At 70.2% G+C, this 22,973-nt stretch carries 19 protein-coding genes; 10 read left to right on the forward strand and 9 right to left on the reverse strand.

Features of this window, described 5'->3' with window-relative positions; genetic code table 11:
- Positions 1-1,572 (forward strand): M20/M25/M40 family metallo-hydrolase, encoded by a 1,572-nt coding sequence (locus tag VGC13_RS23715; RefSeq protein WP_331127785.1) that lies wholly within the window; start codon positions 1-3, stop codon positions 1,570-1,572.
- Between the two features lie 131 nt (positions 1,573-1,703).
- Positions 1,704-3,278: a M20/M25/M40 family metallo-hydrolase gene (locus VGC13_RS23720; protein WP_331127786.1), complete on the forward strand. Its 1,575-nt coding sequence runs from the start codon at positions 1,704-1,706 to the stop codon at positions 3,276-3,278.
- Between the two features lie 683 nt (positions 3,279-3,961).
- On the opposite strand, the gene VGC13_RS23725 is transcribed toward VGC13_RS23720, so the two are convergent.
- Positions 3,962-5,020: a metallophosphoesterase gene (locus VGC13_RS23725; RefSeq protein ID WP_331127787.1), complete on the reverse strand. Its 1,059-nt coding sequence runs from the start codon at positions 5,018-5,020 to the stop codon at positions 3,962-3,964.
- 82 nt (positions 5,021-5,102) lie between these two features.
- A complete protein-coding gene (locus tag VGC13_RS23730; RefSeq protein WP_331127788.1) occupies positions 5,103-6,182 on the reverse strand; it encodes a GIY-YIG nuclease family protein in 1,080 nt (359 codons plus the stop codon).
- A 356-nt stretch (positions 6,183-6,538) separates the two neighbouring features.
- Here VGC13_RS23730 and VGC13_RS23735 point away from each other — a divergent pair, with 356 nt between their 5' ends.
- Positions 6,539-6,751, forward strand: a complete 213-nt coding sequence (locus tag VGC13_RS23735; RefSeq protein WP_331127789.1) for a hypothetical protein — start codon at positions 6,539-6,541, stop codon at positions 6,749-6,751.
- 76 nt (positions 6,752-6,827) lie between these two features.
- Here VGC13_RS23735 and VGC13_RS23740 read toward each other — a convergent pair whose 3' ends face one another.
- The 3 genes from VGC13_RS23740 to purD form a co-directional block, all read right to left on the reverse strand.
- Positions 6,828-8,120 (reverse strand): tetratricopeptide repeat protein, encoded by a 1,293-nt coding sequence (locus VGC13_RS23740; protein ID WP_331127790.1) that lies wholly within the window; start codon positions 8,118-8,120, stop codon positions 6,828-6,830.
- Between the two features lie 135 nt (positions 8,121-8,255).
- Positions 8,256-9,071, reverse strand: coding sequence for a bifunctional DNA-formamidopyrimidine glycosylase/DNA-(apurinic or apyrimidinic site) lyase (gene mutM, locus VGC13_RS23745; protein ID WP_331127791.1), 816 nt, complete (start codon positions 9,069-9,071; stop codon positions 8,256-8,258).
- A complete protein-coding gene (gene purD / locus VGC13_RS23750; RefSeq protein ID WP_331127792.1) occupies positions 9,064-10,356 on the reverse strand; it encodes a phosphoribosylamine--glycine ligase in 1,293 nt (430 codons plus the stop codon). Before purD ends, mutM begins: the two co-directional genes overlap by 8 nt.
- Before the next feature lie 337 nt (positions 10,357-10,693).
- Between purD and VGC13_RS23755 the strand changes: the two genes are divergently transcribed.
- Positions 10,694-11,182, forward strand: coding sequence for a hypothetical protein (locus VGC13_RS23755; protein ID WP_331127793.1), 489 nt, complete (start codon positions 10,694-10,696; stop codon positions 11,180-11,182).
- Positions 11,183-11,184: 2 nt separating this feature from the next.
- On the forward strand, positions 11,185-11,553 hold the full coding sequence (locus VGC13_RS23760) for a hypothetical protein (RefSeq protein ID WP_331127794.1): 369 nt from the start codon (positions 11,185-11,187) through the stop codon (positions 11,551-11,553).
- Between the two features lie 77 nt (positions 11,554-11,630).
- Here VGC13_RS23760 and VGC13_RS23765 read toward each other — a convergent pair whose 3' ends face one another.
- A complete protein-coding gene (locus VGC13_RS23765; protein WP_331127795.1) occupies positions 11,631-12,797 on the reverse strand; it encodes a cystathionine gamma-synthase in 1,167 nt (388 codons plus the stop codon).
- Between the two features lie 410 nt (positions 12,798-13,207).
- On the opposite strand from VGC13_RS23765, the gene VGC13_RS23770 reads away from it, so the two are divergent.
- From VGC13_RS23770 to glmS, 4 genes are all read left to right on the forward strand, one after another.
- Positions 13,208-13,681, forward strand: coding sequence for an Lrp/AsnC family transcriptional regulator (locus VGC13_RS23770; RefSeq protein ID WP_331127796.1), 474 nt, complete (start codon positions 13,208-13,210; stop codon positions 13,679-13,681).
- Positions 13,674-14,675: a drug/metabolite exporter YedA gene (yedA, locus tag VGC13_RS23775; protein WP_331127797.1), complete on the forward strand. Its 1,002-nt coding sequence runs from the start codon at positions 13,674-13,676 to the stop codon at positions 14,673-14,675. Before VGC13_RS23770 ends, yedA begins: the two co-directional genes overlap by 8 nt.
- 85 nt (positions 14,676-14,760) lie before the next feature.
- Positions 14,761-16,128: a phosphoglucosamine mutase gene (gene glmM, locus VGC13_RS23780; protein ID WP_331127798.1), complete on the forward strand. Its 1,368-nt coding sequence runs from the start codon at positions 14,761-14,763 to the stop codon at positions 16,126-16,128.
- A 479-nt stretch (positions 16,129-16,607) separates the two neighbouring features.
- Positions 16,608-18,461: a glutamine--fructose-6-phosphate transaminase (isomerizing) gene (glmS, locus tag VGC13_RS23785; RefSeq protein WP_331127799.1), complete on the forward strand. Its 1,854-nt coding sequence runs from the start codon at positions 16,608-16,610 to the stop codon at positions 18,459-18,461.
- Positions 18,462-18,961: 500 nt separating this feature from the next.
- Here glmS and VGC13_RS23790 read toward each other — a convergent pair whose 3' ends face one another.
- The 3 genes from VGC13_RS23790 to VGC13_RS23800 are packed head-to-tail and all read right to left on the reverse strand — an operon-like array spanning position 18,962 to position 20,993.
- Positions 18,962-19,612 carry a DsbA family protein gene (locus VGC13_RS23790; RefSeq protein WP_331127800.1) on the reverse strand — a complete coding sequence of 217 codons (651 nt, stop codon included), beginning with the start codon at positions 19,610-19,612 and terminating at the stop codon, positions 18,962-18,964.
- A gap of 27 nt (positions 19,613-19,639) precedes the next feature.
- Positions 19,640-20,734 (reverse strand): BF3164 family lipoprotein, encoded by a 1,095-nt coding sequence (locus VGC13_RS23795; RefSeq protein ID WP_331127801.1) that lies wholly within the window; start codon positions 20,732-20,734, stop codon positions 19,640-19,642.
- A gap of 16 nt (positions 20,735-20,750) precedes the next feature.
- The gene (locus VGC13_RS23800; RefSeq protein WP_331127802.1) at positions 20,751-20,993 is read right to left on the reverse strand and encodes a hypothetical protein; all 243 of its coding nucleotides are present in this window, start codon (positions 20,991-20,993) and stop codon (positions 20,751-20,753) included.
- 415 nt (positions 20,994-21,408) lie between these two features.
- Here VGC13_RS23800 and VGC13_RS23805 point away from each other — a divergent pair, with 415 nt between their 5' ends.
- Positions 21,409-22,812 (forward strand): hypothetical protein, encoded by a 1,404-nt coding sequence (locus VGC13_RS23805; protein WP_331127803.1) that lies wholly within the window; start codon positions 21,409-21,411, stop codon positions 22,810-22,812.
- The last annotated feature ends 161 nt before the right edge of the window (positions 22,813-22,973 follow it).

The raw sequence follows: 22,973 nt of genomic DNA on the forward strand, positions 1-22,973 counted from the left end.
GTGGCTTTCAACCGACCCGCGAGCGTGCTGCTCGCGCTTTCTTTTTGTGCCCTCTCCGCCGCGTCCGCCGTGGCGCAGCAGGAGTGGCGGACGAACGACCGCGTGCTGCGCGCCATCCACGACGAGGGGATGCGGCGCTCGCGGCTGGAGCCGCTGGCGCAGGCGCTTACCGACTCCGTGGGGCCGCGGCTGACGGGCTCGCCCGGGCAGCAGGCGGCGCACGCGTGGGCGGCGGCGCAGCTGGCGGGGTGGGGCGCGGAGGCGCGGGTGGAGCCGTACGGAACCTGGATCGGCTGGCGGCGCGGGCCGGCGCACGTGGACCTCGTCCAGCCGCGGACGCGGACGCTGGAGGCGCGGCTGCTGGCGTACAGCCGCGGCACGGACGGCCCGGTGACCGGAGACGTGGTGTTGTTCCCGGAGGTGGCGGATTCGGCGGCGCTGCGGGCGTGGCTGGGGACCGTCCGTGGCCGCTTCGTGCTGCTGGACGCGGACCCGGTCACCTGCCGGCCCACGGAGAACTGGCAGCGGTGGGCGCTCCCCGCCACGCTGCAGCGGCTGGCGGCGGACGTGGCGCGCGCCGACACCGCGTGGACGCGGCGCATCGCCCGCACGGGGATGGGGCCGGAGCAGCTGACCCACGTGCTGGGGCTGGCGGGCGCGGCCGGCGTGCTGACCAACGACGGGTCCGGCGGATGGGGGACGGAGTACGTCCACATGGCGATGACGCCCGTGGTCCCCGTGCTGAACGTGACCTGCGAAGACTACGCGCTCCTCTTTCGCCTGGCCCAGCGCGCGCAGGGGCCGGCGATCCGCGTGGACGCGCAGGCGCAGTACACGGGCGAGGCGCCGGCCGCCAACACGGTGGCGATGGTGCGCGGCCGCCGGCTGCCGGACGAGTACGTGGTGCTCTCGGCCCACTTCGACTCGTGGGACGCGGCCTCCGGCGCCACCGACAACGCCAGCGGCGCGCTGGTGATGATGGAAGCCATGCGCATCCTCCGCCGCGTATATCCCAACCCCCGGCGGACGATCGTCGTGGGCCTGTGGAGCGGGGAAGAGCAGGGGCTCAACGGGTCGCGCGCCTTTGCCGAGGACCATCCCGAGGTGCTCGCCGGCCTGCAGGCGCTGCTGAACCAGGACACGGGCACCGGGCGCATCGAGCGCATCTCGCTGCAGGGCTTCAGCGAGGCGGGGCCCTTCTGGCGGCGCTGGCTGGACCAGCTGCCGCCGGAGCTGGCGGACAGTGTGCAGCTGGACGCGCCGGGGTATCCCAGCGCGGGCTCCAGCGATCACTCGTCGTTCGTCTGCCGCGGCGCGCCGGCGTTCTGGCTGCTGTCGAAGTCGTGGGACTACGGCACCTACACCTGGCACACCACGCGCGACACGTACGACAAGCTGGTGTTCGACGACCTGCGCCGGAACGCCACCATGCTTGCGATGCTGGCCTACCTGGCGTCGGAAGACCCGCAGCGCGTCCCGCGTACCATGCGCACGGACCTTCCCGCGGACGCGCAGGGCAAGCCCGGCCGCTGGCCCGAGTGCCAGCCCGCCGCGCGCAGCATCGGAGGATAGGAGAGACGAGGATCGGCGGCGGAGATCGTGTCTGCTAAAAAACTAGCGGATGCACCCCCGCCGTCCGTAGATTCCCGCGATCAAACCCGCCCCGGCCGGGCCACGCCGGCATCCACACCCGGAGAAACTGGATGAAGAGAACCGCATTGTGGGCGATGGGCGCCGCCGCGCTGGCCGCCGCGCCCGCGCACGCGCAGCCCGAGTGGACCAGCAGCGACCCCGTGCTGCGCGCCATCTGGGAAGAGGGCACGCAGCGCTCGCAGCTGGAGCCGATGGCGCAGCGGCTGCTGGATTCCATCGGCCCGCGGCTTACCGCGTCGCCGGGGATGGAGGCGGCGCAGGACTGGGTGGTGCGCACGTACGGCACGTGGGGAATCACCGCCCGCAACGAGCGGTACGGCACCTGGCGCGGCTGGAACCGCGGCTACACGCACGTGGACCTGCTGACGCCGCGGGTGCGCACGCTGGAGTCGCAGATGCTGGCGTGGAGCCCCGGCACCACCGCGCCCGTGGAGGCCGGCGTCGTCATCCTTCCCGACGCGGCGGACTCCGCGGCGTTCCGCGCGTGGCTGCCCAGCGTGCGCGGCAAGTTCGTGATGATCAGCTTCAGCCCGCCCACCTGCCGTCCGGACGAGAACTGGCAGCGCTGGGCGGTGGCGGCCGACTTCGAGCGCTTTCGCCAGCAGCGCACGGCCGACGCGCAGGCGTGGACGCAGCGCATTGCCCGCACCGGCTACACCACGCGCGACCTGCCCGTGGCGCTGGAGCAGGCGGGGGCGCTGGGCGTGCTGACCAACCTGTGGTCGCAGGGGTGGGGTGTGGACAAGATCTTCAACGCCCGCACCCTGCGCGTTCCCACCGTGGACCTGAGCTGCGAGGACTACGGCCTGGTCTACCGCCTTGCGGCCAACGGCGACAACCCCGCGCTGCGCATCGACGCGCGCGCGGAGTTCACGGGCGAGGAGCGGCCCGTCTCCAACACCATCGCCGAGGTGCGCGGGGCGCGCAAGCCGAACGAGTACATCATGCTCAGCGCCCACTTCGACTCGTGGGACGGCGCGTCGGGGGCCACGGACAACGGCACCGGCACCGTGGTGATGATGGAGGCCATGCGCATCCTGCGGCAGGTGTATCCGCGCCCCAACCGCACCCTGCTGGTGGGCCACTGGAGCGGCGAGGAGCAGGGGCTCAACGGATCGCGGGCGTTCTCGGAGGACCATCCGGAGGTGGTGCGCGGGCTGCACGCGCTGTTCAACCAGGACAACGGCACCGGCCGCATTCGCAACATCTCCATGCAGGGCTTCACGGGCGCGGCCCCGGTCTTTCGCCGCTGGCTGGCCGCCATGCCGCCCTTCGTGACGGACAGCGTGAACGTGGACGATCCGGGCACCCCCAGCGGCGGCGGGTCCGACAACGCGTCGTTCGTCTGCCACGGCGCGCCGGGGTTTGGCCTGGGGTCGCTGAGCTGGGACTACGGCACGTACACCTGGCACACCAACCGCGACACCTACGACAAGATCTCGTGGGACGACGTGCGGCGGAACGCGCTGATGGTGGCCATGCTGGTCTACCTGGCCGACCAGGAGCCGGAGCTGCTTCCGCGCGCGCGGCGCACCGAGTTTCCCGTGAACCCGCAGACCAACCAGCCGGGGAGCTGGCCCGCCTGCACCCCCGCCACCCGCAGCGCCGCCCAGAGCACGCGCTGACCGGCTTGGGTTGATGCAGGACGCGGAGAGGGCGGGGATCCGGTGCGATCCCCGCCCTCTCGCGTTTCTCCTCCCCAGAGGAAGGACACGACCTCTATCGGCGGAACCACCTGTCATTCTGATACCAGGTCCTGAAAAAGAATAATCGTACAGAGGAACAGAGTCAGACAGAGAAAGCGGGCTGAAATATCGTCTTGGTCCTCTGTCTGACTCTGTTCCTCTGTACCCATAAAGGTGTTGTTTTCCCGGATCCGGTATGAGGGAAGCGCCCACCCCAACCTGGCGGAACAACCAGGGAGGCAGGGGCGCGACCGGAGAATCTCCATCCCCTCGCGCGGAACCCCCCTCCGGGCATCGCCCGGGAACACATTGTGGCGGACAGATCCTGCCGTTGCCGATAAAGATTCTTCGGTCGGCGCCATGCTACCGGGCGAAAGGAGAGCATTGCGCGGCGCCTCCCTCAGAATGACAGTTGCGTCGGACCGGGTAAAAACACAGAGTCAACGGAGCCGGCAGAGTAGAACTCCGCCGACTCCGTTGACTCCATTTCAGTTCCCCACCTGGTGCGCAAACCCTTTGCTCACGGAACCTGGGCCAGCAGCAGCGGCATCCGCCCCGCCGTTGCCGGCTATTCCCTATTCCCTATTCCCTATTCCCTGTTCCCTATTCCCTGTTCCGAAAGGTCAGCCCTCGCCCGCCGCGCTGTCTCCCTCCGCCTCGTCGCGCCCCGTGGTGTCGGGCGTGAACGACTGGATGAGCGAGTCCACGTTGACGCCGGCCGGCGCCTTGGCCGAGTCCGCCTCCGCCGCGCCGCCCACGCCGCGCAGCGTGATCATCGCCACCTCCGGCGGCGCGCCGAAGCGCACAGGCACGTAGCCGAAGCCCAGCCCGCAGGTGACGAACAGCGTGCTCCCCCGCACGCGGTAGATGCGCGTGGAGCCGGGGTTCGCGGTGCCGGGAAAGACCTCGGTGTTCAGCCAGGTGAGCCGCGGCGTGCCGGGCACCTCGATCTGCCCGCAGAAGGTGTGGCCCGAGATCATGGCCGGGTACTTGTCGGTGGGCAGCGTGACCGCGGCCACCGGCATGTGCCCCAGCAGCAGCGGGGTGCTGCCGCCGCCGGGAATGCCGCCGAAGATCTCCGCGCGCCGCCAGTCCGGCCGCCGCGCCGTGTACGGGTCGATCCCCGCGATGAACGCCGTGTCGTTGCGCCGGATGAAGCGGGCGCGGGCGTTCTCCAGCAGCTGCACGCCGTTCTTGCGGAGCGCCGCGCGGGTGCGGATGGCGGTGCTGTCGGGCTCGTCGGGGCTTTCCTGCATGTCGCGGTCGCCCATCACCGCGAACACCGGCTTTCCCCGCAGCGGCGCCAGCACCTGGTCCAGCGCCGCGTAGTCCTGCCCGCGCGACACGTAGTCGCCCAGCAGCACGAAGATGTCGGGCCGCTCGGCCACCGCGCGCTCCACCGCCGCGCGCGCCGCCGCCGTGTTCCCCGCCCACATCCCCAGGTGAAAGTCGGAGAGCGCGGCCACCCGCATTCCCTCCCACCCGGCGGGAAGCCCCACCACCTCGATCTCCACGGGGGTCACGCGGACGATGTCCGCGCCGGTGGCGCCGTAGATCAGGCGCGCGCTGTCGCGCACCTGCACCGAATCGGCCGGTGCGCGGCCGGTGCGCGCACCCTGGTCGCAGGCGGCGGACAGGGCGCAGAGCGAAATCACAAGGGCAGAGCGGAAGGCGGTCCGCATCAACGGCTCCGTCGTGGGTCACTGGCGTGGCGGCTGAACGCGCCGCGATGGACGGCTCGGGCGCAACGGCTGTGCCGCGGGGTCAGGCGCTCAGCGGCAGCGCCTCCAGCCGGGCCGGGGCGGTCGTGTTGGCCAGCTCGTCGGGGCGCGCGCGAAACCAGCGCGCCAGCAGCAGGATCTCGTCCACCTGGTGCCGCTGCACCAGCGCGCCCTGGTGCTCGGGCCGGCCAAAGTGCTCGTCGCACAGGCGCGACAGGCGCCGCCGCTCGGCCGTGGTCCGCGGGACCGTCACCGTCGCCCGGACGGTGCCCCGGCGCACGATGTACACGCGGTCGTCGCCGTCCACGCCGGGAACGCGGTAGACGAAGCTCAGGCTGTCCAGCGCCTCGCGCAGCCGGGCAAACTCGTCGCGCAGGTGCTCCAGCCGGTGCAGCCGGTCGCGCAGCAGCCCCGCGTACTCGAACTCCCAGCGGTCCGCCGCCGCGTTCATCCGCTCCGACAGCCAACGCAGGGGTTCGTCGGCGTGTCCGTTCAGAAACGCCCGGGCCATCTCTACCCGCGCGCCGTACTCCGCCTCGCTGCACCGGGCGGCGCACGGCCCCAGGCACAGCCGCAGCTCGGCGCGGTGGCAGCGGGGCGTGTGGGTGAACGAGAACAGGTCCGGCTGGTCGGCGAACAAGATGGGGGTGCCCTGCGGGCAGTCGCGCAGCCCCAGCAGGTCGTTCAGCTCGCGCACCGCCTCCTGGATGCGCTTTCCGCCCCGGAAGGGGCCGTAGTAGGCCGCCGCGTCGTCCGACACGGCGGTCACCACGTACAGGCGCGGCGCCTTGCCCGCCGCCAGCTTGAGAAACGAGTACCGGCCGTCGCGCTTGTGCTGCACGTTCATCCGCGGCCGGAACCGTTTGATCATCCGCAGCTCGAGCAGCAGCGCGGCGAACTCGCTGGGCTCGTAGTCCCACGCCAGCGTGTGCGCCGCCTCGACGATGCGGTGCTGCTTGTCGCCGCGCCGCGCGCGAAAGTACGAGAGCAGGCGCGTGCGCAGGCTCTTGGACTTGCCCACGTACAGCACCTCGCCGTCCTGGGCCAGCATGCGGTACACGCCGGGGATGTTGCGCGCCTCGCGGGCGACCGCGCGCAGCGGATGCGGGGAGATGGACTTCAAGAGCGGAGGACGCGCTGCGGTGAACAAAAGCCGAACCACCTGCGAAGCTAGCGTCCTGCGGCGGCATGCGAAAGGGAGCTGCACCGCGGCGGCGTCTATGGATCCATTACTTTGTGTAGCTTGGCGTGAAATGTTTATGACTTTGATCTGCCTACGCCGTTCAATTCAGTTTGCGGTCCATTTTTCAAGCTGCAACGCCCATGCTACATAATTCGCACAGGGAGAGGCATCGGGGGTGCAAGGTCGCGAAGAGAGCGTTAATATGCACTCAAGGCGTAGTCAAACGGGCCGGAAGGCATTATCTTGATCTTCATCAACCCCCGGCCAACCGCCCCCACATGCATGAGGATCCTGCCATGAAGAACTATCGCCTTCTACTCGCCGCGGCCGTCGCACTCTCCGCGGCGGGGTGCTCCGGTGACGTGACCGCCCCTGACCCGGCCGTGCGCGCCGGCGGCGCTCCCGCGTCCGGCAACGCGGCGCCCGAGCCGGTGGTGGTCAGCCCCGCGGAGGAGCCCACGGACAACAGCGCGGGCCAGGGTGGGTCAGGCTGCTGCGCGAAAGGCTGACCCTTTCGCAAATCGCAAACGGGCGTGGCCTCTCTCCGTGAGGCCACGCCCGTTCTGCCGTCCCGAAGCCGGATCGCTACACGGCGGCCATTCCCGACTGCAGCGACCGGACGAACTCCGCGGCCAGGCTGTCTCCCGCCTCGACCATCTCCGGGCGGGCGGTGGCGCGGTTCGTCTCCACCGACCGGTGGTGCCGGACGGAGTCGAGCACCGCCTCCGCGGTCAGGCGGATGCGCCCTTCCTGGCGCTGGGAACCGATCTCCAGCGCCTCTCGCGCCGCCTGTTCGGCCTTGTCCCATATTCCCAGGCTGGCGGCGCCCAGGGCCATGTCCAGCAGCGTCTGGGCCGTGACATCGTGCGCGGTCATGCTGGGCAGCAGATCGTAGCACGCGTCCCACGCCTCGCGGAACGCCGCGCGGTCGCCGATTCCCCCGGCCGCGCGCGCGATGCTTCCCCACGGGTTCAACCGCTCGTGCGGCTGCGTGAAGTGGGGGAGCGTGGACCGCAGGACGGGAAGCGCGCGCCCGTGATAGCCCTGCGTGGTCCACCAGTACGCCACGTCCTGCGCAAGCATGGGGATGCGCGGGTGATGCGGACCGTATGCTTCGAACGCGGCGCGGGCGAGCTGCTGCGCCTCCTCCGTCCGGTCTCCCTCGGTGGCGACGACGAACCAGTCGTGCAGGGCCGCGCCCTCGATGGCGTGCAGGCTGTTGCGCTGGGCGGCGCGAACGGCGCGGGCCAGGAACCGGCGGGCGGCGGGAAGGTTGCCGCGCTGCCGGTACAGGTTGCCCAGGCCGTTGAACGCCTGCGCGTACGTGGCCCAGTCGCCCACCTGGCGTGCCAGGGCGATGGTGCGGCGGAACCAGGTCTCGGCGCGCGCGTACTCGGCGCGGCGGCGGGCCAGCTTGCCCACGGCGAACGCGGTGGCCGGGTCGCCCGGGGTCACCGTGGCGGCGGCCTGCGCAAAGGCCAGCGACGTGGCCAGCAGCCCCTCGTCGTCCGACCACTGCGACACGCGGCGGCAGGCCAGCGCCACCATCTCTTCGGAGATGCGGGTGGGCTCGCCCAGCATGCGCGCCATCACCGACAGCGGCTCTTCCAGCTCCGGCGCGGGCTGCGAGGCCAGGATCATGGCCATGCGGGTGCGCTCGGCGTCGGGCGAGAAGAGCGCGGCACGCTCGTCCTCCTGCGCATCCGCCCAGAGCAGGGCGTCGCGCAGCGACTGCCACAGCACCAGCCCTCGCTCGCCGGTCAGCTCGTCGAGAACGCCAAGCCCCTCGAAGATCTCGTCCCCGCGCTTGAGCGCCGGGGGCACGCGCCAGCGGCGCTGGGTCTTTCGCTGGGGGACGCGAAACTTTCGTGCTTGCATGGTATGCGTGGTTCGGGGGAGCGTGTGGGGAGGGACGATGAACGGGAGTGGATTGCCGGAATTATAATGGTGCGGCGGACAAAAAGCCAAGCTTTTTTCGCTCGCGGTGGCGCAAAACCAACCGGTACCGCTCCTCTAGTGCTGGCACGATGGGCAGAAGAACGTGGAACGGCCACCCTGGACCAGCCGCTGCACCGTTCCGCCGCACACGTCGCACGGCTGTCCCTCGCGGTCGTACACCTTGAGCCGGGCGGCAAAGGCGCCTTCTTCGCCCCGGGCGTCGCGGTAGTCCAGGAAGGTGGTGCCGCGGTGCTCGATGGCCTCGGCCAGCACCTGCCGCACGCCGTCGCGCACCCGGGCCAGCTCGGCTTCGGAGAGCGTGTCGGCCGGGCGGCGGGGGTCCACCCCGGCGCGGAACAGGCCTTCGCTGGCGTAGATGTTTCCCACCCCCACCACCCGCGCCTGGTCCATCAGCCACGTCTTTACCGCCACCCGCGAGCGCGCGGCCGCACCCCGCAGCCAGTCGACGGTAAAGTCATCGGAGAGCGGCTCCACGCCCAGCTCGCCGTCCCACGCGGTCCACGCGCCGTCCGTCAGGGTCCACAGGCGGCCGAAGCGGCGCACGTCGTGGTAGCGCAGCTCGCGCCCGCGGTCCAGCGCAAGGCGGGCGCCCAGGTGCGTGGCGTCCTCGTCGCCCGTACGCGCGACCAGCAGGCGGCCCGTCATCCCCAGGTTCACCAGCAGCCGGTCGCCGCCCAGGTCCATCACGATGTTCTTGGCGCGGCGGACCACGCTACGGATCTTCCTGCCCCGGAGTTTCCCGGCGAACCCGTCCGGCGTGTCGCCCTCGATCAGGTCCGGGCGCAGCACCTCGACCCCCTTGATGGTGCGGCCGGGAAGAAGGCGGGCCAGGTCGCGGACGATGGTCTCGACCTCGGGAAGCTCAGGCATGGGCGGCCCTCCGCTCGATCTCGCGCCAGCCGATGTCGCGGCGGTAGTACCGTCCCTCGAATCGGATGCCTTCCGCGGCCAGATGGTTGCGTTCCGCCGCCTGCGCGACGGTGGGCGCCAGCGCGGTGACGGCCAGCACGCGGCCCCCGGAGGTCTCCAGCGCGCCCCGGTCCGTCCTGCGGGTTCCCGCGTGGAAGACGACCACGTCCTCCATGGCCTCCACCTCGGGGGGGATGTGGATGGGGAGGCCGGTGGGGTAGTCGCCGGGGTAGCCGGCGGAGGCCAGGACCACGGTGGCCGCGGCGCCGGGCTCCCATTCCAGCGTGACACCCGCGATGGACTCGCCGCGGCCGATGGCCAGCATGGGTGCCAGAAGGGACGAGCGGAGCAGGGGGAGCACCACCTGTGTCTCGGGGTCGCCGAAGCGGCAGTTGAACTCCACCACCTTCGGCCCGTCGGGCGTAAGCATGATGCCGGCGTACAGCAGGCCGCGGAAAGGGTGCCCCTCGGCGGCCATGGCGGCGACGGTGGGGCGCAGGATCTCGGCCTCCACGCGCGCCATCAGCTCCGGCGTGGCCAGCGAGACGGGGGCGTAGGCGCCCATCCCGCCGGTGTTGGGCCCCATTTCGCCCTCGCCGATGCGCTTGTGGTCCTGCGCGGCGAGCATGGGCACCACGTTCTCGCCGTCCGTGAGCGCGAAGACGGAGAGCTCCTCGCCGGTCATCCGCTCTTCCACCACCACCTGCGCGGCCGCCGTGCCCACGGCGGCGCCCTCCATCATGCCGGCGATGGCGGCGAGGGCCTGGGCGGTGTCGTCGCACACCACCACGCCCTTGCCGGCGGCCAGCCCCGACGCCTTGACCACCACGGGGCCGCCCAGCTCGCGGACGTACGCTTCGGCGGCGGCGCGGTCGTCGAACACCTGGAAGGCGGCGGTGGGAATGCCGTGGCGCTGCATCACCCCCTTGGCGAACGCCTTGGACGCCTCGATCTGCGCGGCCGCCCTGGTGGGGCCGAACGCGCAGAGGCCGTGGGCGGTGAAGTGGTCCACGATCCCCTCGGCCAGCGGCGCCTCGGGACCCACCACGGTAAGGTCGATGGCGTTCTGCTCGGCCCAGCCGGCCAGCGCCTGGATCTCGCCGGGCGCCAGCGGGATGGAGGTGGCCAGCCCCTCCATCCCCCCATTGGCGCGGGTGACGAACAGCTCCGCCTCCGGCGCGTCGCGCCGCAGCTTCCACAGCAGCGCGTGCTCGCGCCCCCCGTTGCCCACCACCAGGATCTTCAACCGATGCCCCGTCTCCACTGGTACACGCGCCCGGAACCGGGATGATACGCGCACAGGCATCCGGGATCAACCAGAGGCCACGAGGCGCGTCGGGAGCGGTTCCCCATCGTCAGGCGCTGAAAACGCGCGTCTCACACAGGGCCGACGGAGTGCCCGGAGTTCCCAATCCCCTGGCGCGGCAAGGATTTTCGATGATGCGGGGCCGCCGCCGAGGGTGTCGGAAAGCAGGTACGCGTGTTGGCGGGTCGCGGTTTGGAGGGGATGAATGGATCGTTGTATATTCCGTTCACGTTGACGAAGGCGGCACACGCATGACGGACCTCACATCCAGGAGCGTATGCGAGACCCTCTCCTCCTCTATTCGACCAACACCTGGCTGGCTTACGCCATCGCGGAGCGGTACTACGGCGGCGTACATTTCGCCTGGTGCAGCCCGGTGTACGATGGAGCCAAGGCCGATGCACACGTCAACATTCCGCCGAGTTCGAGTCCCGCCGACATCTACCGGCTCTTGCTGGACGAGGTGCAGCGGGGGGAACAGCACAGCTCTGTTCTGGCGGGTAAACTCGAAGGGCTTCTCCGCGGAGCCGAGGCGCGCCTGAAAGAGGGGGTGATTGGCGATGCCGAATTCGATCAGATACGACGAACGGTTGAGACGTCGCCGCTGAATGACTTCAGGCCAGTGCTGTACTTGATCCCGTACGACCGGGTCAGGGGCACGGTTGTTGAGGCTCCGGTCGAAGAGCGTGCGCATCCGTCATCCGTCGAGTACAAGGTAAACCCGCTGCCGCGTGACTGCTTCGACATGCTCGAACTGAAGGTGTGACCATGTTCGACCTGCTGAACGAGGTGCCACGTGGAGTGGCGACGGAGGCCATCTACTTCGCTGGCCTGCGAATCCGCGAACGAGCCCGTTATCCGGATTGGCGGCGCTGGCTTCCTCTGCGTCCGGGAGACCCGACGTATCGTGAGTCGGTGGACTGTGCCGCGCAATTGATCGAGGAGGTCGAGTCGCTGGCGGGAAAACCCCTCTCCGAGCTCACGGACGCGGAAGTAGAGCCGATCTGGGAAGTAGCCCGCGGAGTGATGCGGGAGCGATACGACCGGGAAATCCCGCCTGATCCGGCCGTGGGGGAGCGTATCCTTGCCGATCTGCATCGCAGGTATGGGGAGGGCTACGTGCACGCGCTGGCGTAACGCCAGGCGCCCGCAGACGACAAAGCCGCTCCGGAGCACGGGCTCCGGAGCGGCTTCGTTCATCGTCGCCAGTCGCGTCAGACCTTCGCGAGCGCCTGGTCGAGGTCGGCGATGAGGTCTTCGACGTCTTCGACGCCGCAGGAAAGGCGGACCAGGCCGTCGGAAAGGCCCATGGCCTGGCGCCGGTCCACGGGGACGGAGGCGTGCGTCATCATGGCGGGGTGGCCGATGAGGCTTTCCACGCCGCCCAGCGACTCGGCCAGGGCGAAGATGCGGGTGTTGTTCACCAGCTTCGTGGCGTTCTCCAGCGAGCCGGTCTCGATGGAGATCATCCCTGTAAAGCCCTTCATCTGCCGCTGCGCCAGCGCGTGCTGCGGGTGCGAGGGAAGGCCGGGATAGTAGACGCGCTCGACCTTGTCGTGCGTCTCGAGCCACTGCGCGATCCGCAGGCCGTTGGCGTTGTGGGCCTGCATGCGCAGGTGCAGCGTCTTGGTGCCGCGCAGCGCCAGCCAGCAGTCCCACGGGCCGGGAACGGCGCCGGCGGCGTTCTGCAGAAAGCGGTACTGCTCGTGGATCTCGGGGCTGTTCATCACCGCCATCCCGCCCACCATGTCGCTGTGGCCGTTGATGTACTTGGTGGTGGAGTGCAGCACCAGGTCGGCGCCCAGCGCCAGCGGCTGCTGGTTGTACGGCGAGGCGAAGGTGTTGTCGACGCTGAGCCACGCGCCCGCGGCGTGCGCGATCTCGGCCGCGGCGGCGATGTCCGTAAGCCCCATCATGGGGTTGGTGGGCGTCTCGACGTGGACCAGCTTCGTGTTGGGCCGGATGGCGGCGCGGATCTCGTCCAAGCTGCTGCTGTCGACGAAGGTGAAGTGCAGCCCCATCCGCGCGATCACCTTGCTGAACAGCCGGAAGGTGCCGCCGTACACGCCCTCGCCGCAGACGATGTGGTCGTCGGCCGAGAACATCTTGATCATGGTGTCGTGCGCCGCCAGCCCGCTGGCGAAGGCGATGCCGTAGGCGCCGCCCTCCAGCGCGGCCACGTTGCGCTCCAGCGCCTCGCGCGTGGGGTTCTGCGTGCGCGCGTACTCGTAGCCCAGGTGCCGCCCCAGCTCCGGCTGCACGTAGGTGCTGGTCTGGAAGACGGGCGTCATGATGGCGCCGGTCACGGGCTCCGGCTGCTGTCCGGCGTGGACGGCCAGGGTGCCCATGCGCAGGCCGGCGGTGTTGGTCTCGTCTTTCATCGGTCCGTACGTGTGCGGTGTTGGCGCTCCGGCCCGGCCGCGGACGCCCGCGGAGCAGGGCCGGCAAGATAGTCCGGCCCCTCGTGGCGGAGCAACGTGGGCCTTCCTGGCCCGGTTCCTTCCCGGGCTTCGTCTCTCCCACGAACTGCATTGGGGAGACGAGGATTCGATCCGCTTCGAACTGCGTCCGCGGGGTGCCCCTCCCCCCGGCCCCTCCCCGCTCGTTCCTCGCCGAGAGGGGAGAACTGCGTCGTGTCCCTCTGCGGCGGATCCACCGTCTCCCCGCGGCTGCTTCGGCGAACGGTGGCAGAGAGAGACAAGTGTTCTGCCACGCCACCGATACGGAGAACGAAGGGCGTTGACATGCTCTCATGGGGGAATTATCGTCTGCGGGAGAGGAGAACGCAAGAATGATCGACGAAATCGACATCCGGATCCTAGAGATCCTTCAGCAGAACGCCCGCACGGCCAACGCCGAGATCGCGCGGCAGGTGGGGATGGCGCCGTCCGCCATCCTGGAGCGCATCCGCAAGCTGGAGGAGCGCGGGGTGATCCAGGGATACGCGGCCCGCATCAACCCCGAGGCGTACGGGCTGGGGCTGACGGCGTACGTCTTCGTGCGCGCGGACGAGCGGGCGGGGGCGCCCATGACGGCGGACCGCATGGCGGAGTTCCCCGAAGTGCAGGAGGTGCACCACGTGGCGGGAGAGGACTGCTTTTTGGCCAAGGTGCGCGTCGCCAACCCCCGGGCGCTGGGGGAGCTGCTGCAGAAGAAGTTCGGGGCGATCGAGACCATCCGCTCCACGCGGTCCACCATCGTGCTGGACACGGTCAAGGAGAGCGGGGTGCTGCCGCGCCCCGCCAGGGGAGACGAAGATGCCTGAGACGAGCGCGGTACGGCCCTCGGCCGCCAGGATCCTGGCGGCGTTCGCCGCGGTGTACGTGGTGTGGGGAAGCACCTACCTGGCCATCCGCATCGCCATCGAAACGCTGCCGCCGCTGCTGATGGCGGGGGCGCGATTCCTGCTTGCGGGCACGCTGCTGTACGCATTCATGCGTTTGCGCGGCGTGCCCGCGCCGGAGCGCCGGCACTGGACGTCGACGGCGCTCATCGGCCTGCTGCTGCTGCTGTTCGGCAACGGCGCGGTGGTGATGGCGGAGCGCACGGTGCCGTCCGGCGTGGCGGCGCTGCTGGTGGCCATGGTGCCCATGTGGATGGTGCTGCTGGAGTGGCTGCGCCGCGGCGGCACCCGGCCCACGGGGCGCACGATCATCGGCCTGGTGATCGGGTTCGCGGGGATGGTGCTGCTGGTGGGGCCCGGCGGGTTCGTGGGCGGGGACCGGGTGGATCCCCTTGGCGCCGGGCTGGTGCTGGTGGGGTCGCTGGCGTGGGCGGCGGGGTCCATCTACTCGCGCGGGGCGGCGCTGCCGAAGAGCGCCTTTCTGGCGACGGGGATGGAGATGATGTGGGGCGGGGTGTGGCTGGTGCTGGCGGCAACGGTGCTGGGCGAGTGGGGCGCGGTGGACCCCTCGGCGTTCACCACCCGGTCGGTGCTGGCCTTTCTGTACCTGGTGGTCTTTGGCTCGCTGATCGGCTTTACGGCGTACATCTGGCTGCTGGGCGTGACCACGCCGGCGCGGGTGAGCACCTACGCGTACGTGAACCCGGTCGTGGCCGTGCTGCTGGGGTGGGCGCTGCTGGACGAGCCTCTGGGCGCCCGCGTGCTGGGCGCGGCGGCGATCATCGTGGCGGCGGTGGCGGTGATCACCATGGGAAAGCGCCCGCAGGCGGCCCCGGTGGCGGCGGCGGAGAGCGCGAAGGCCGCCGGGGAACGCGCGGGAGCCGGGGCGGGACAGGGGCGCCGCAGCGCGGCTTGACGCACTCCCCGCGCGGCGCAGACATTGCCATGCCGGCCGCCTGATACGCCGGTGTGACGAAGCCGAACCAGCCAGCGGGTTGCCCGTGATCGATACGTCGAAGTTGATGGTGAGCGTCTCCGGGGTGCGGGGACGGGTGGGGGACGGGCTTACGCCGGAGGTGATCGCGACCTACGCGGCGGCGTTCGGCGCGTACGTGCGCAGCCGCGGGCCCGGGAACACGGTGGTGCTGGGCCGCGACTCGCGCGTGTCGGGCGCCATGTTCGCGCGTGCGGCGACGGCGGCGCTGCAGTCCGTGGGGTGCAGCGTGGTCAACGTGGGCATCGTGCCCACGCCGACGGTGCAGCTGGCGGTGGAGGACCTGCACGCGGCCGGCGGGCTGGCGGTGACGGCCAGCCACAACCCCATCGAGTGGAACGCGCTCAAGTTCATCGGCCCCAGCGGGATGTTCCTGGACGGGGCCGAGGGGGCGGAGATGCGCGCGTTCGTGGACCAGACGCCGCACGTCACCTGGGACCTGCTGGGCGGATGGAGCGAGGACGAGGGCGCGGTGGAGCGCCACCTGAAGCGCATCCTGGCCATCCCTTTCCTGGACGTGGAGGCGATTCGGGCGAAGCGCTTTCACGTGGCGCTGGACTGCGTGCGCGGCGCGGGCGGCACCATCTTCCCCCGCCTGCTCGAGGAGCTGGGCTGCACCGTCGACGCCATCAACATGGAGACGGACGGCCGCTTTCCGCGTGAGCCGGAGCCGGTGGCGGAGAACCTGAAGGAGCTGGAGGCGCTGGTCCGCAGCACCGGCGCGGCGATCGGCCTGGCGACGGACCCGGACGTGGACCGGCTCTCGCTGGTCTCCGGCGAAGGGCGCGCGATCGGCGAGGACTACACGCTGGCGCTGGCCTCCATGCTGGTGCTTCGCCACCGCCCCGGCGCGGTGGTGACCAACCTGTCGACGAGCCGCCTGCTGGACGACGTGGCGGAGCGCGCGGGGGTCTCCCTGGTCCGCGCGGCGGTGGGCGAGATCAACGTGGCGCGGCGGATGCAAAGCGAGGGCGCGACCATCGGCGGCGAGGGGAACGGCGGGGTGATCCTTCCCGACGTGCACCTGACGCGCGACGCGCCGGTAGCCGCCGCGCTGGTGCTGCAGCTGCTGGCCGAGACGGGCGAGTCGCTGCAGGCGCTGGCGGACGGCATTGGCCGCTACGAGATCGTCAAGGAGAAGGTGGCGCGCCCGTCGCAGCCGCTGGACGCGGTGTACGACGCGCTGGCGGCGCGCTTTCCCGAGGCGGACGCGGACCGGCAGGACGGGCTGCGGCTGGACTGGCGCGCCGAAAAGAAGTGGGCGCACCTGCGGCCGTCGGGGACGGAGCCCATCGTCCGCGTAATCTGCGAGGCGCCCACGCGCGCCGAGGCGGCGGAGCTGGTGGAGACGCTGCGGGCGGCGCTGCCGGAGTAGCAGGGAATAGGGAACAGGGAATAGGGAATAGCCTGCACGGGCACGGGGGCGGATCGGCGCAGGTCGTCGCGCGGGGGCCCTCACCCGCGGCCTGAGAGCCGCACCCTCTCCCGCAAGCGGGAGAGGGGATACCCGGCACCGGGGTGGGGGCGCGATCGAAGTTCAACCTCCCCCAGCAGTTTTGGGGGGAGGTGCGAGCCTAAGCGAGCGGGGGGGCGCTCCTCGGAGCCGGCGAAGCACCTCGGCGGTTGCGTGAGGGATGCGCGCCCGCAGGGCCGAGAACACGGCGCGCGTGCACGGGCGCGGCGGGAACGGGTGGTCGCTGGTGAGCGCCGGGGGCTCGGCGCACTTGGGCACAGTTGTATCGTGCCCTAGTGCGCGCGCAGCCCAGCCAGGAGCGCAGCGGAGGGACACGCCCGGATCTTGCTTTTCAGTCCGTTACGACCACGAAGTCACACATCCACGCAGGACCGAGAGCCATGTGCGGAATCGTTGGATACATCGGTGAGCAGCAGGTCACCCCGCTGCTGATCCAGGGGCTGAAGCGGCTGGAGTACCGCGGCTACGACTCGGCGGGGATCGTCGTCTCCAAGAACGGGCACCTGCAGGTGCGCAAGGAGGCGGGAAAGATCGCCGAGCTGGAGAAGCTGATCCAGGCCGAGCCCCTGGAGGGGTGGTACGGCATCGGCCACACGCGCTGGGCCACGCACGGGCCGCCCAACACCCGGAACGCGCACCCGCACCTGTCGGAGAACGGCGACTTCGCGGTGGTGCACAACGGCATCATCGAGAACGCCAACACGCTGCGGAAGGTGCTGCAGGAGCGCGGGCACGTCTTTACCTCGGACACCGACACCGAGGTGCTGGTGCACCTGATCGAGGAGGTGTACACCACCGGCGAGGGACGCGCCACCGAGTCGCTGGAGCGCGCGGTGGAGACGGCGCTGACGCAGATCGAGGGAACGTACGGCATCGCGGTGGTCAGCACGCGCGATCCCGGCAAGATCGTGGTCGCCCGCCTGGGCAGCCCGCTGCTGATCGGCGTGGGCGAGAACGGCGAGACCTTCGTGGCCAGCGACGCGGCGGCGGTCATCGCCCACACGCGCGACGTCATCTACCTGGACGACGGCGACATGGCCACCATCACCAAGGGCGGCTACACGGTGCACCGGCCCAAGCAGGGGCCCGTCGACCGTCCCATCAACCGGGTGGACTGGGACCTGAGCGAGGTGGAGCGCGGGGGCTATCCGCACTTCATGCTCAAGGAGATCATGGAGCAGCCCGAGACGCTGCGCGAGACCATGCGCGGGCGCCTGCTGGAGCAGGAGGGCGGGGTAAAGCTGGGCGGGCTGACGGGGATGGACCAGGAGCTCATCGACGCGCAGCGGGTGGTGATCCTGGGGTGCGGCACCAGCTGGCACAGCGGCGTGATCGGCGAGTACCTGCTCGAGGACATCGCCCGCATTCCCTGCGAGGTGGAGTACGCGTCGGAGTTCCGCTACCGCCGCGCGGTGGTGGAGCCCGGCACCATCGCCATCCCCATCTCGCAGAGCGGCGAGACGGCCGACACGCTGTGGGCGATGCGCGAGGCCAAGAAGCAGGGCGCGCGCACGCTGGGCATCGTGAACGCGGTGGGCAGCACCATCCCCCGCGAGACGGACGCGGGCGTGTACCTGCACGCGGGGCCGGAGATCGGCGTGGCGAGCACCAAGGCGTTCACGTCGCAGGTGGTGGTGCTGGCCATGATCACCATTCACCTGGGGCGGCTGCGGGGCACGCTGACCCAGGAGCGCGGCCGCGAGATCGTGCAGGCGCTGCGGGCGCTGCCGGAGCAGGTGGCCGAGATCCTGAAGATGGACGACGAGATCAAGAAGCTCGCGGAGCAGTACAAGGACAGCCGCAACTTCCTGTACCTGGGCCGCGGCTACAACTTCCCGGCGGCGCTGGAAGGCGCGCTGAAGCTCAAGGAGATCAGCTACATCCACGCCGAGGGGTACCCCGCGGCCGAGATGAAGCACGGCCCCATCGCGCTGATCGACGAGAACATGCCGGTGGTGGTGATCGCGCCCAGGGACGCGGTGTACGACAAGGTGCGCAGCAACATCGACGAGGTAAAGGCGCGCGGCGGCTGCATCATCGCGGTGATCAGCGACGACGACACCGAGCTGGAGTCGGTGGTGGACCACGTGATCCGCATTCCGCGCACGCACGACGCGCTGACGCCGATCCTGGCCAGCGTGCCGCTGCAGCTGCTGGCCTACCACATCGCCGTGCTCCGCGGCGCCAACGTGGACCAGCCGCGCAACCTGGCGAAGAGCGTTACGGTGGAGTAGGGCGGCCTGGCGGCAGCGCAGAGCGCGCACGACAAAGGTCCGGGCAAATGCCCCGGACCCTTGTTCGCGTTCAGTGGACGTGATTGGTGCAGGAGCGGAGGAATTCTGCTCAATGCGGTGATGACCGAATCCCGCAGTCCACTGGCACCCTGCCTACATGGAGGCACGGAGGAGAAACCGGTCCTCTCGTCTTCTCCGTGTCTTCCGTGCCCTTCGTGTGATACCGAATCCGGGAGAACAACACCTTCATGAGTACAGAGGAACAGAGTCAGACAGAGGACACCCGGATGATGTTCAGCTCGCTTTCTCTGTCTGACTCTGTTCCTCTGTACGATTATTCTTTTCAGGATCTGGTCTGAGGATGAGACGGCCTGTGGGGAATGCACAATCGGGCCGGGGGGCCGGTCTGGTGGCGGGGCTGGACCCGCGGGGCCGTCAGCGCGGCCCGGCGGCCGTCCGCCGCTCCGGGCCCAAGGCCCTCGTGCCGCGCCGCGGCGTCTTCAGCGGGCCTCCCGCAGCGCCCGCTCGATCCAGGCGTTCCATCCCTCCACGGGCACGGAGCCCGTGAAGCTTTTTCCGTTCACGATGAACGTGGGGGTGCCGTTGAAGCCCAGCCGGCGGGCTGCGCGCAGGTCGGCCTCCACCCGGGGAGACAGGCGCTGGCTCTCGACGCATTCCCGGAAGCGCGCCAGGTCCGGCACCGCAGCGCGCTCGGCGTAGCGGTCCCATCCGGCCACGCCGATGGAGTCCGGCCGGGCGAAGAGCGCATCGTGGTAGGCTTCGAACGCGCCCTGCTCGCCGGCGCACTCCGAGGCGAGGGCGGCGCGGTCGGCGTAGCGGTGCCCGCGCAGGGGAAGGTGCCGGTACACCACGGCCACCTTGCCGGGATACCGCCCGCGCAGCTCCCTGAGCTGGTCCGCCGCGTGCTTGCAGTACGGGCACTGGAAGTCGGAGAACTCCACGATCACGACCGGCGCGTCGGCGGGGCCCATGCGATTGCCGGTGCGGGCCAGCTCCCGCCAGCTCTTCACCTCCACCACGGGGTCGCCCTCCGGCGCGGAGAAGAACGTTCGCTTGACGGCGGCGCCGCTCACCGCGAGCGCACAGAGCGCCAGAACGGCGGTGACCAGGTTGGAGGCGGCATCCTTCATGGTGAAAACCCGTGGGGGAAGAACGTTTCAGGAAGCGGGCAGGGGGAACGCCACCACCTGCGGATAGGGGTCGTGGCGAATGCCGTACAGGGTGCGGCGGGCCGTGTCGACCGCGAGGCGCCCGATGGGCGTGTCGAGCCGGATCACCTGGAGCAGGTCCCCCTTCCAGTCAAAGACGTGCACCTGGTCCGCGGCCTCGGCCTCGGCGCCGTGCTCGCGGTGCAGCCTTCCCGAAAAGAGTGCGTACACGTGCTGCTCCGTCGCCGCGACGTCCAGGTAGCCGAAGCGAAAGTCCTCGCCCCGCACCATGTTGATCCCGTCGTCGCCGGGGGCGTAGTCGGGGTCGAACGGGTGCGGCACGCGGAACTTCACCCGCAGCGCGCCGTCGCGGTCGAACGCTTCCAGGCGCCCCGCGTAGCGCGACGCCAGCACGAACACGGGGCGCGAGGGATGGACGGCCATCTCGCCGCCCCAGGCCTGCTGGCGCACGAACGAGCTGCCCCCGCCTCCGGCTCCCTGCGGGGCCGGTCCGCCCACCGTCGCCCGGCGGACGCCGTCCGCGCCAAAGCGTACGAAGCGCTGCTCGCCGGAGCTGAGCATGGGGTTCAGCGCCACCAGCGTGGTATCGTCCAGCCAGCGCGGCGACTCGACGACGATGCCGGGCTTGAGGGTGACGGCGGGGCCGAACGCGCCGGCTCCGGGGGCCGCGCCGCGGAACGCCTGGCCCTGGACCGGTACGATGCGGTCGAGGCGCGTGTCGTGGATCCACAACTCGCCGGGGTGTCCCGGCCGGCCAAAGACGCTCAGGGCGTTCACGAACTCGCCCGGCCCCGATCCCTCTTTTCCAAGCTTCGCTACCAGGGCGCCCGCGCTGTCGAACACGCGCACGGCCTCGGGCGCCCGCAGGTCGACGACGACCACGTGCCCCTCCGCGGTGAGCGCCAGCCCCGTGGGGAACGCCAGGGAAACCGTGTCGGTGAGGAGGTGCCCCCGGAGGGGAGGGGGCGGGGGGGCCGCGTTGCCGCAGCCCCCCACGCCGGCCGCCACCGTGAGCGCAACCAGGGCCAGGCCGGCCCGGCCGCCGATCCGCCGTGCAGGCGCAGGTCCAGAGATGCGACTCACGTTTCGATCTCCTTGTCTACGCTTCGGAGCAGGCCTTGCCCTTGCCCGGCGCATAGGCCGGGCTCTCCCGGATCAGCACCCCGTCCAGGTTCAGCCAGCAGGAGCCAGAGAGGGCCTCGCAGCACGTCCCGGAATTATCTCCCTCGCCGTCCCCCGGCTCGGTGATCCCGGCCGAGGCCGAGCTCGGAGCCAGGGCGATCGGCGCCCCGGCCACGACGACCGCCATCAGGAGCATGTTGAGCTTCGCGCGCTTCTTCATCGCCGCCTCCTCGTGCAGGTGTACTACAAACCGGTGGCGAGTTCCACCGGAAACACTTCACTCCGGCTGCCGCCGGTAGCGAATTCCTGCCGCGAACACAAACGTTGTAGAGCCGTGCAATCGGTGTTATGCATACAGTACCCGCAAGAAAATGCGGACGCAAGGCTTTTCTCTTTTTCGGCGTAATCCGGTAACTTCGGGGTTGCGGGGCTGACCCGCGGGGCTGTTCCCCTCACGGCCACGGACACGGTATCTGAAGCGGTTGGCAAGGAATCAGGCTTCCCACGGACGTGGCGTGACGCGCGCGGCCAGGGACCCTCGCTGCCGGATTTCCCACGGCCCGGCTCATCGTGAACGAAAAATCAGGAGGACACACGTGGCGTGGCGTGGCACAGAGATCACATTCAGTCAGCGCATGGGGAATCAGCGGCCCTCCACCACCGCCGCCGTTCCGGCCGCCCGCCGTCCGGCGCGCCTGGAGCGCCTGGAGCGGTCGCGCCGGCGGGCGGGGTTCTCGCTGGGCCTTGCCGTATGGCTCTCGGTGGGCGCCGGCGGGTGCGACGGCGGTGCTCCGCCAGCGCCCGCGCCCCGCCTGGAGCGCGTCTACGCGCTGCAGCCGGAGGAGGGCGTGTTTGCGTACGCGCGCATCTCGCCCGATGGACGCACCCTGGCCTACGCGTCGGAAACGCGCCCGCCGGCGCAGCCGGCACGTCTGGTCCAGACGGTTACCGTGGTGGACCTGCCGACGCGCCGGGTGCTCTTTTCCGAGCCCGGCATCGACCCCTACTGGTCGGTGGACGGGCGGCGGATGATCTACCAGAGCTTTGCGGAGGCCGCGCCCACCGTGCGCATCCGCACCCACGAAACCGGCGCCATCGCGCGCGACGTGGCTTCCCCCGGGCTGGGAGACTACTACAGCTGGGGCGTGCGCGACGGGCGGGACCTGATCCTCACCATCACGGGGAACTACTACTACCTGGACGGGGACCGCGCGCTGCCGCCCGCCCGGGTGCAGCCGTGCGACGGCATCGGCACCGGCGAGCGCCCGCTGCTTTCCAGGGACGGGCGGCGCATCAGCGTGTTCGTGCGGGGCACCCTGGTGATCCGGAACCTCACGGACTGCGAAGACGTCGTGCAGACCGGCATGCCGGGCGCCAAGGCGGACTTTTCGCCGGACGGGCGCTACGTGGCCTTTCACACGCCCAAGGCGGACGGGCGCGGCTACCGGATCGACGTGGTCGACACACGGGAGCGCACCGTTCGCACCGTGGCCGAGCTGGCGGGCTCCAGCCTGTTTCCCAGCTGGACGGACGATGGAAGGCTCTGCTTTCGCTACGACGGTCCGGACTACCGCGGCTTCATCATCGCGAGCGGGGTGCTGAACGCGCCCGCGCGGCCCCTGCCGGGCTCGCTGGTCCACCTTCCTGAACGCCGGGGGTGGTCCGACGTGTTTCCGGAGACGGCGCGGCCGGACCATCGCCTGAACCTGGTGATGGTCTGGAGCACGTGGAGCGCGCACAGCCCCACGGCGCTGAGCGACCTGCAGCGCGCCCGCGAGCACTTCAACCGGCACGCGCGCGACGTGGGCGTGCTGACCGCCACCGACCCGGGAAGCCGGGAGGACGACGTCGCGCGGCTGCTCCGCACGCATTCCATCCAGCTGCCCCGCATTCCCCTGGCGCCCCGGAAGCTCTTGCTTACCGAGGCACACAACCAGATCCCGGCGACGCTGCTCTTTCGCGACGGTCAGCTGATCGACCGCCGGCTGGGTGCGCAGTCGTTCGATCAGCTGCTGGAATGGATTGAGGGACAGGGATAGGGGGAGAGGGAATAGGGAACAGGGAATAGGGAATAGTCTCTGACCAGTGAAATCCTGCGCAAGTTGCGCAGGATTTGCGCGAGGTGACCACCTAAGCCGTTGCAAACGCTGACGGTCACCTGTCGCAATCGGAGCGGTTCGGAACACGCGTTCGTGCTCTC

Origin of the sequence: Longimicrobium sp. (genome assembly GCF_036399255.1) — a bacterium.
In the GTDB taxonomy this organism is placed as follows: Bacteria; Gemmatimonadota; Gemmatimonadetes; order Longimicrobiales; family Longimicrobiaceae; genus Longimicrobium.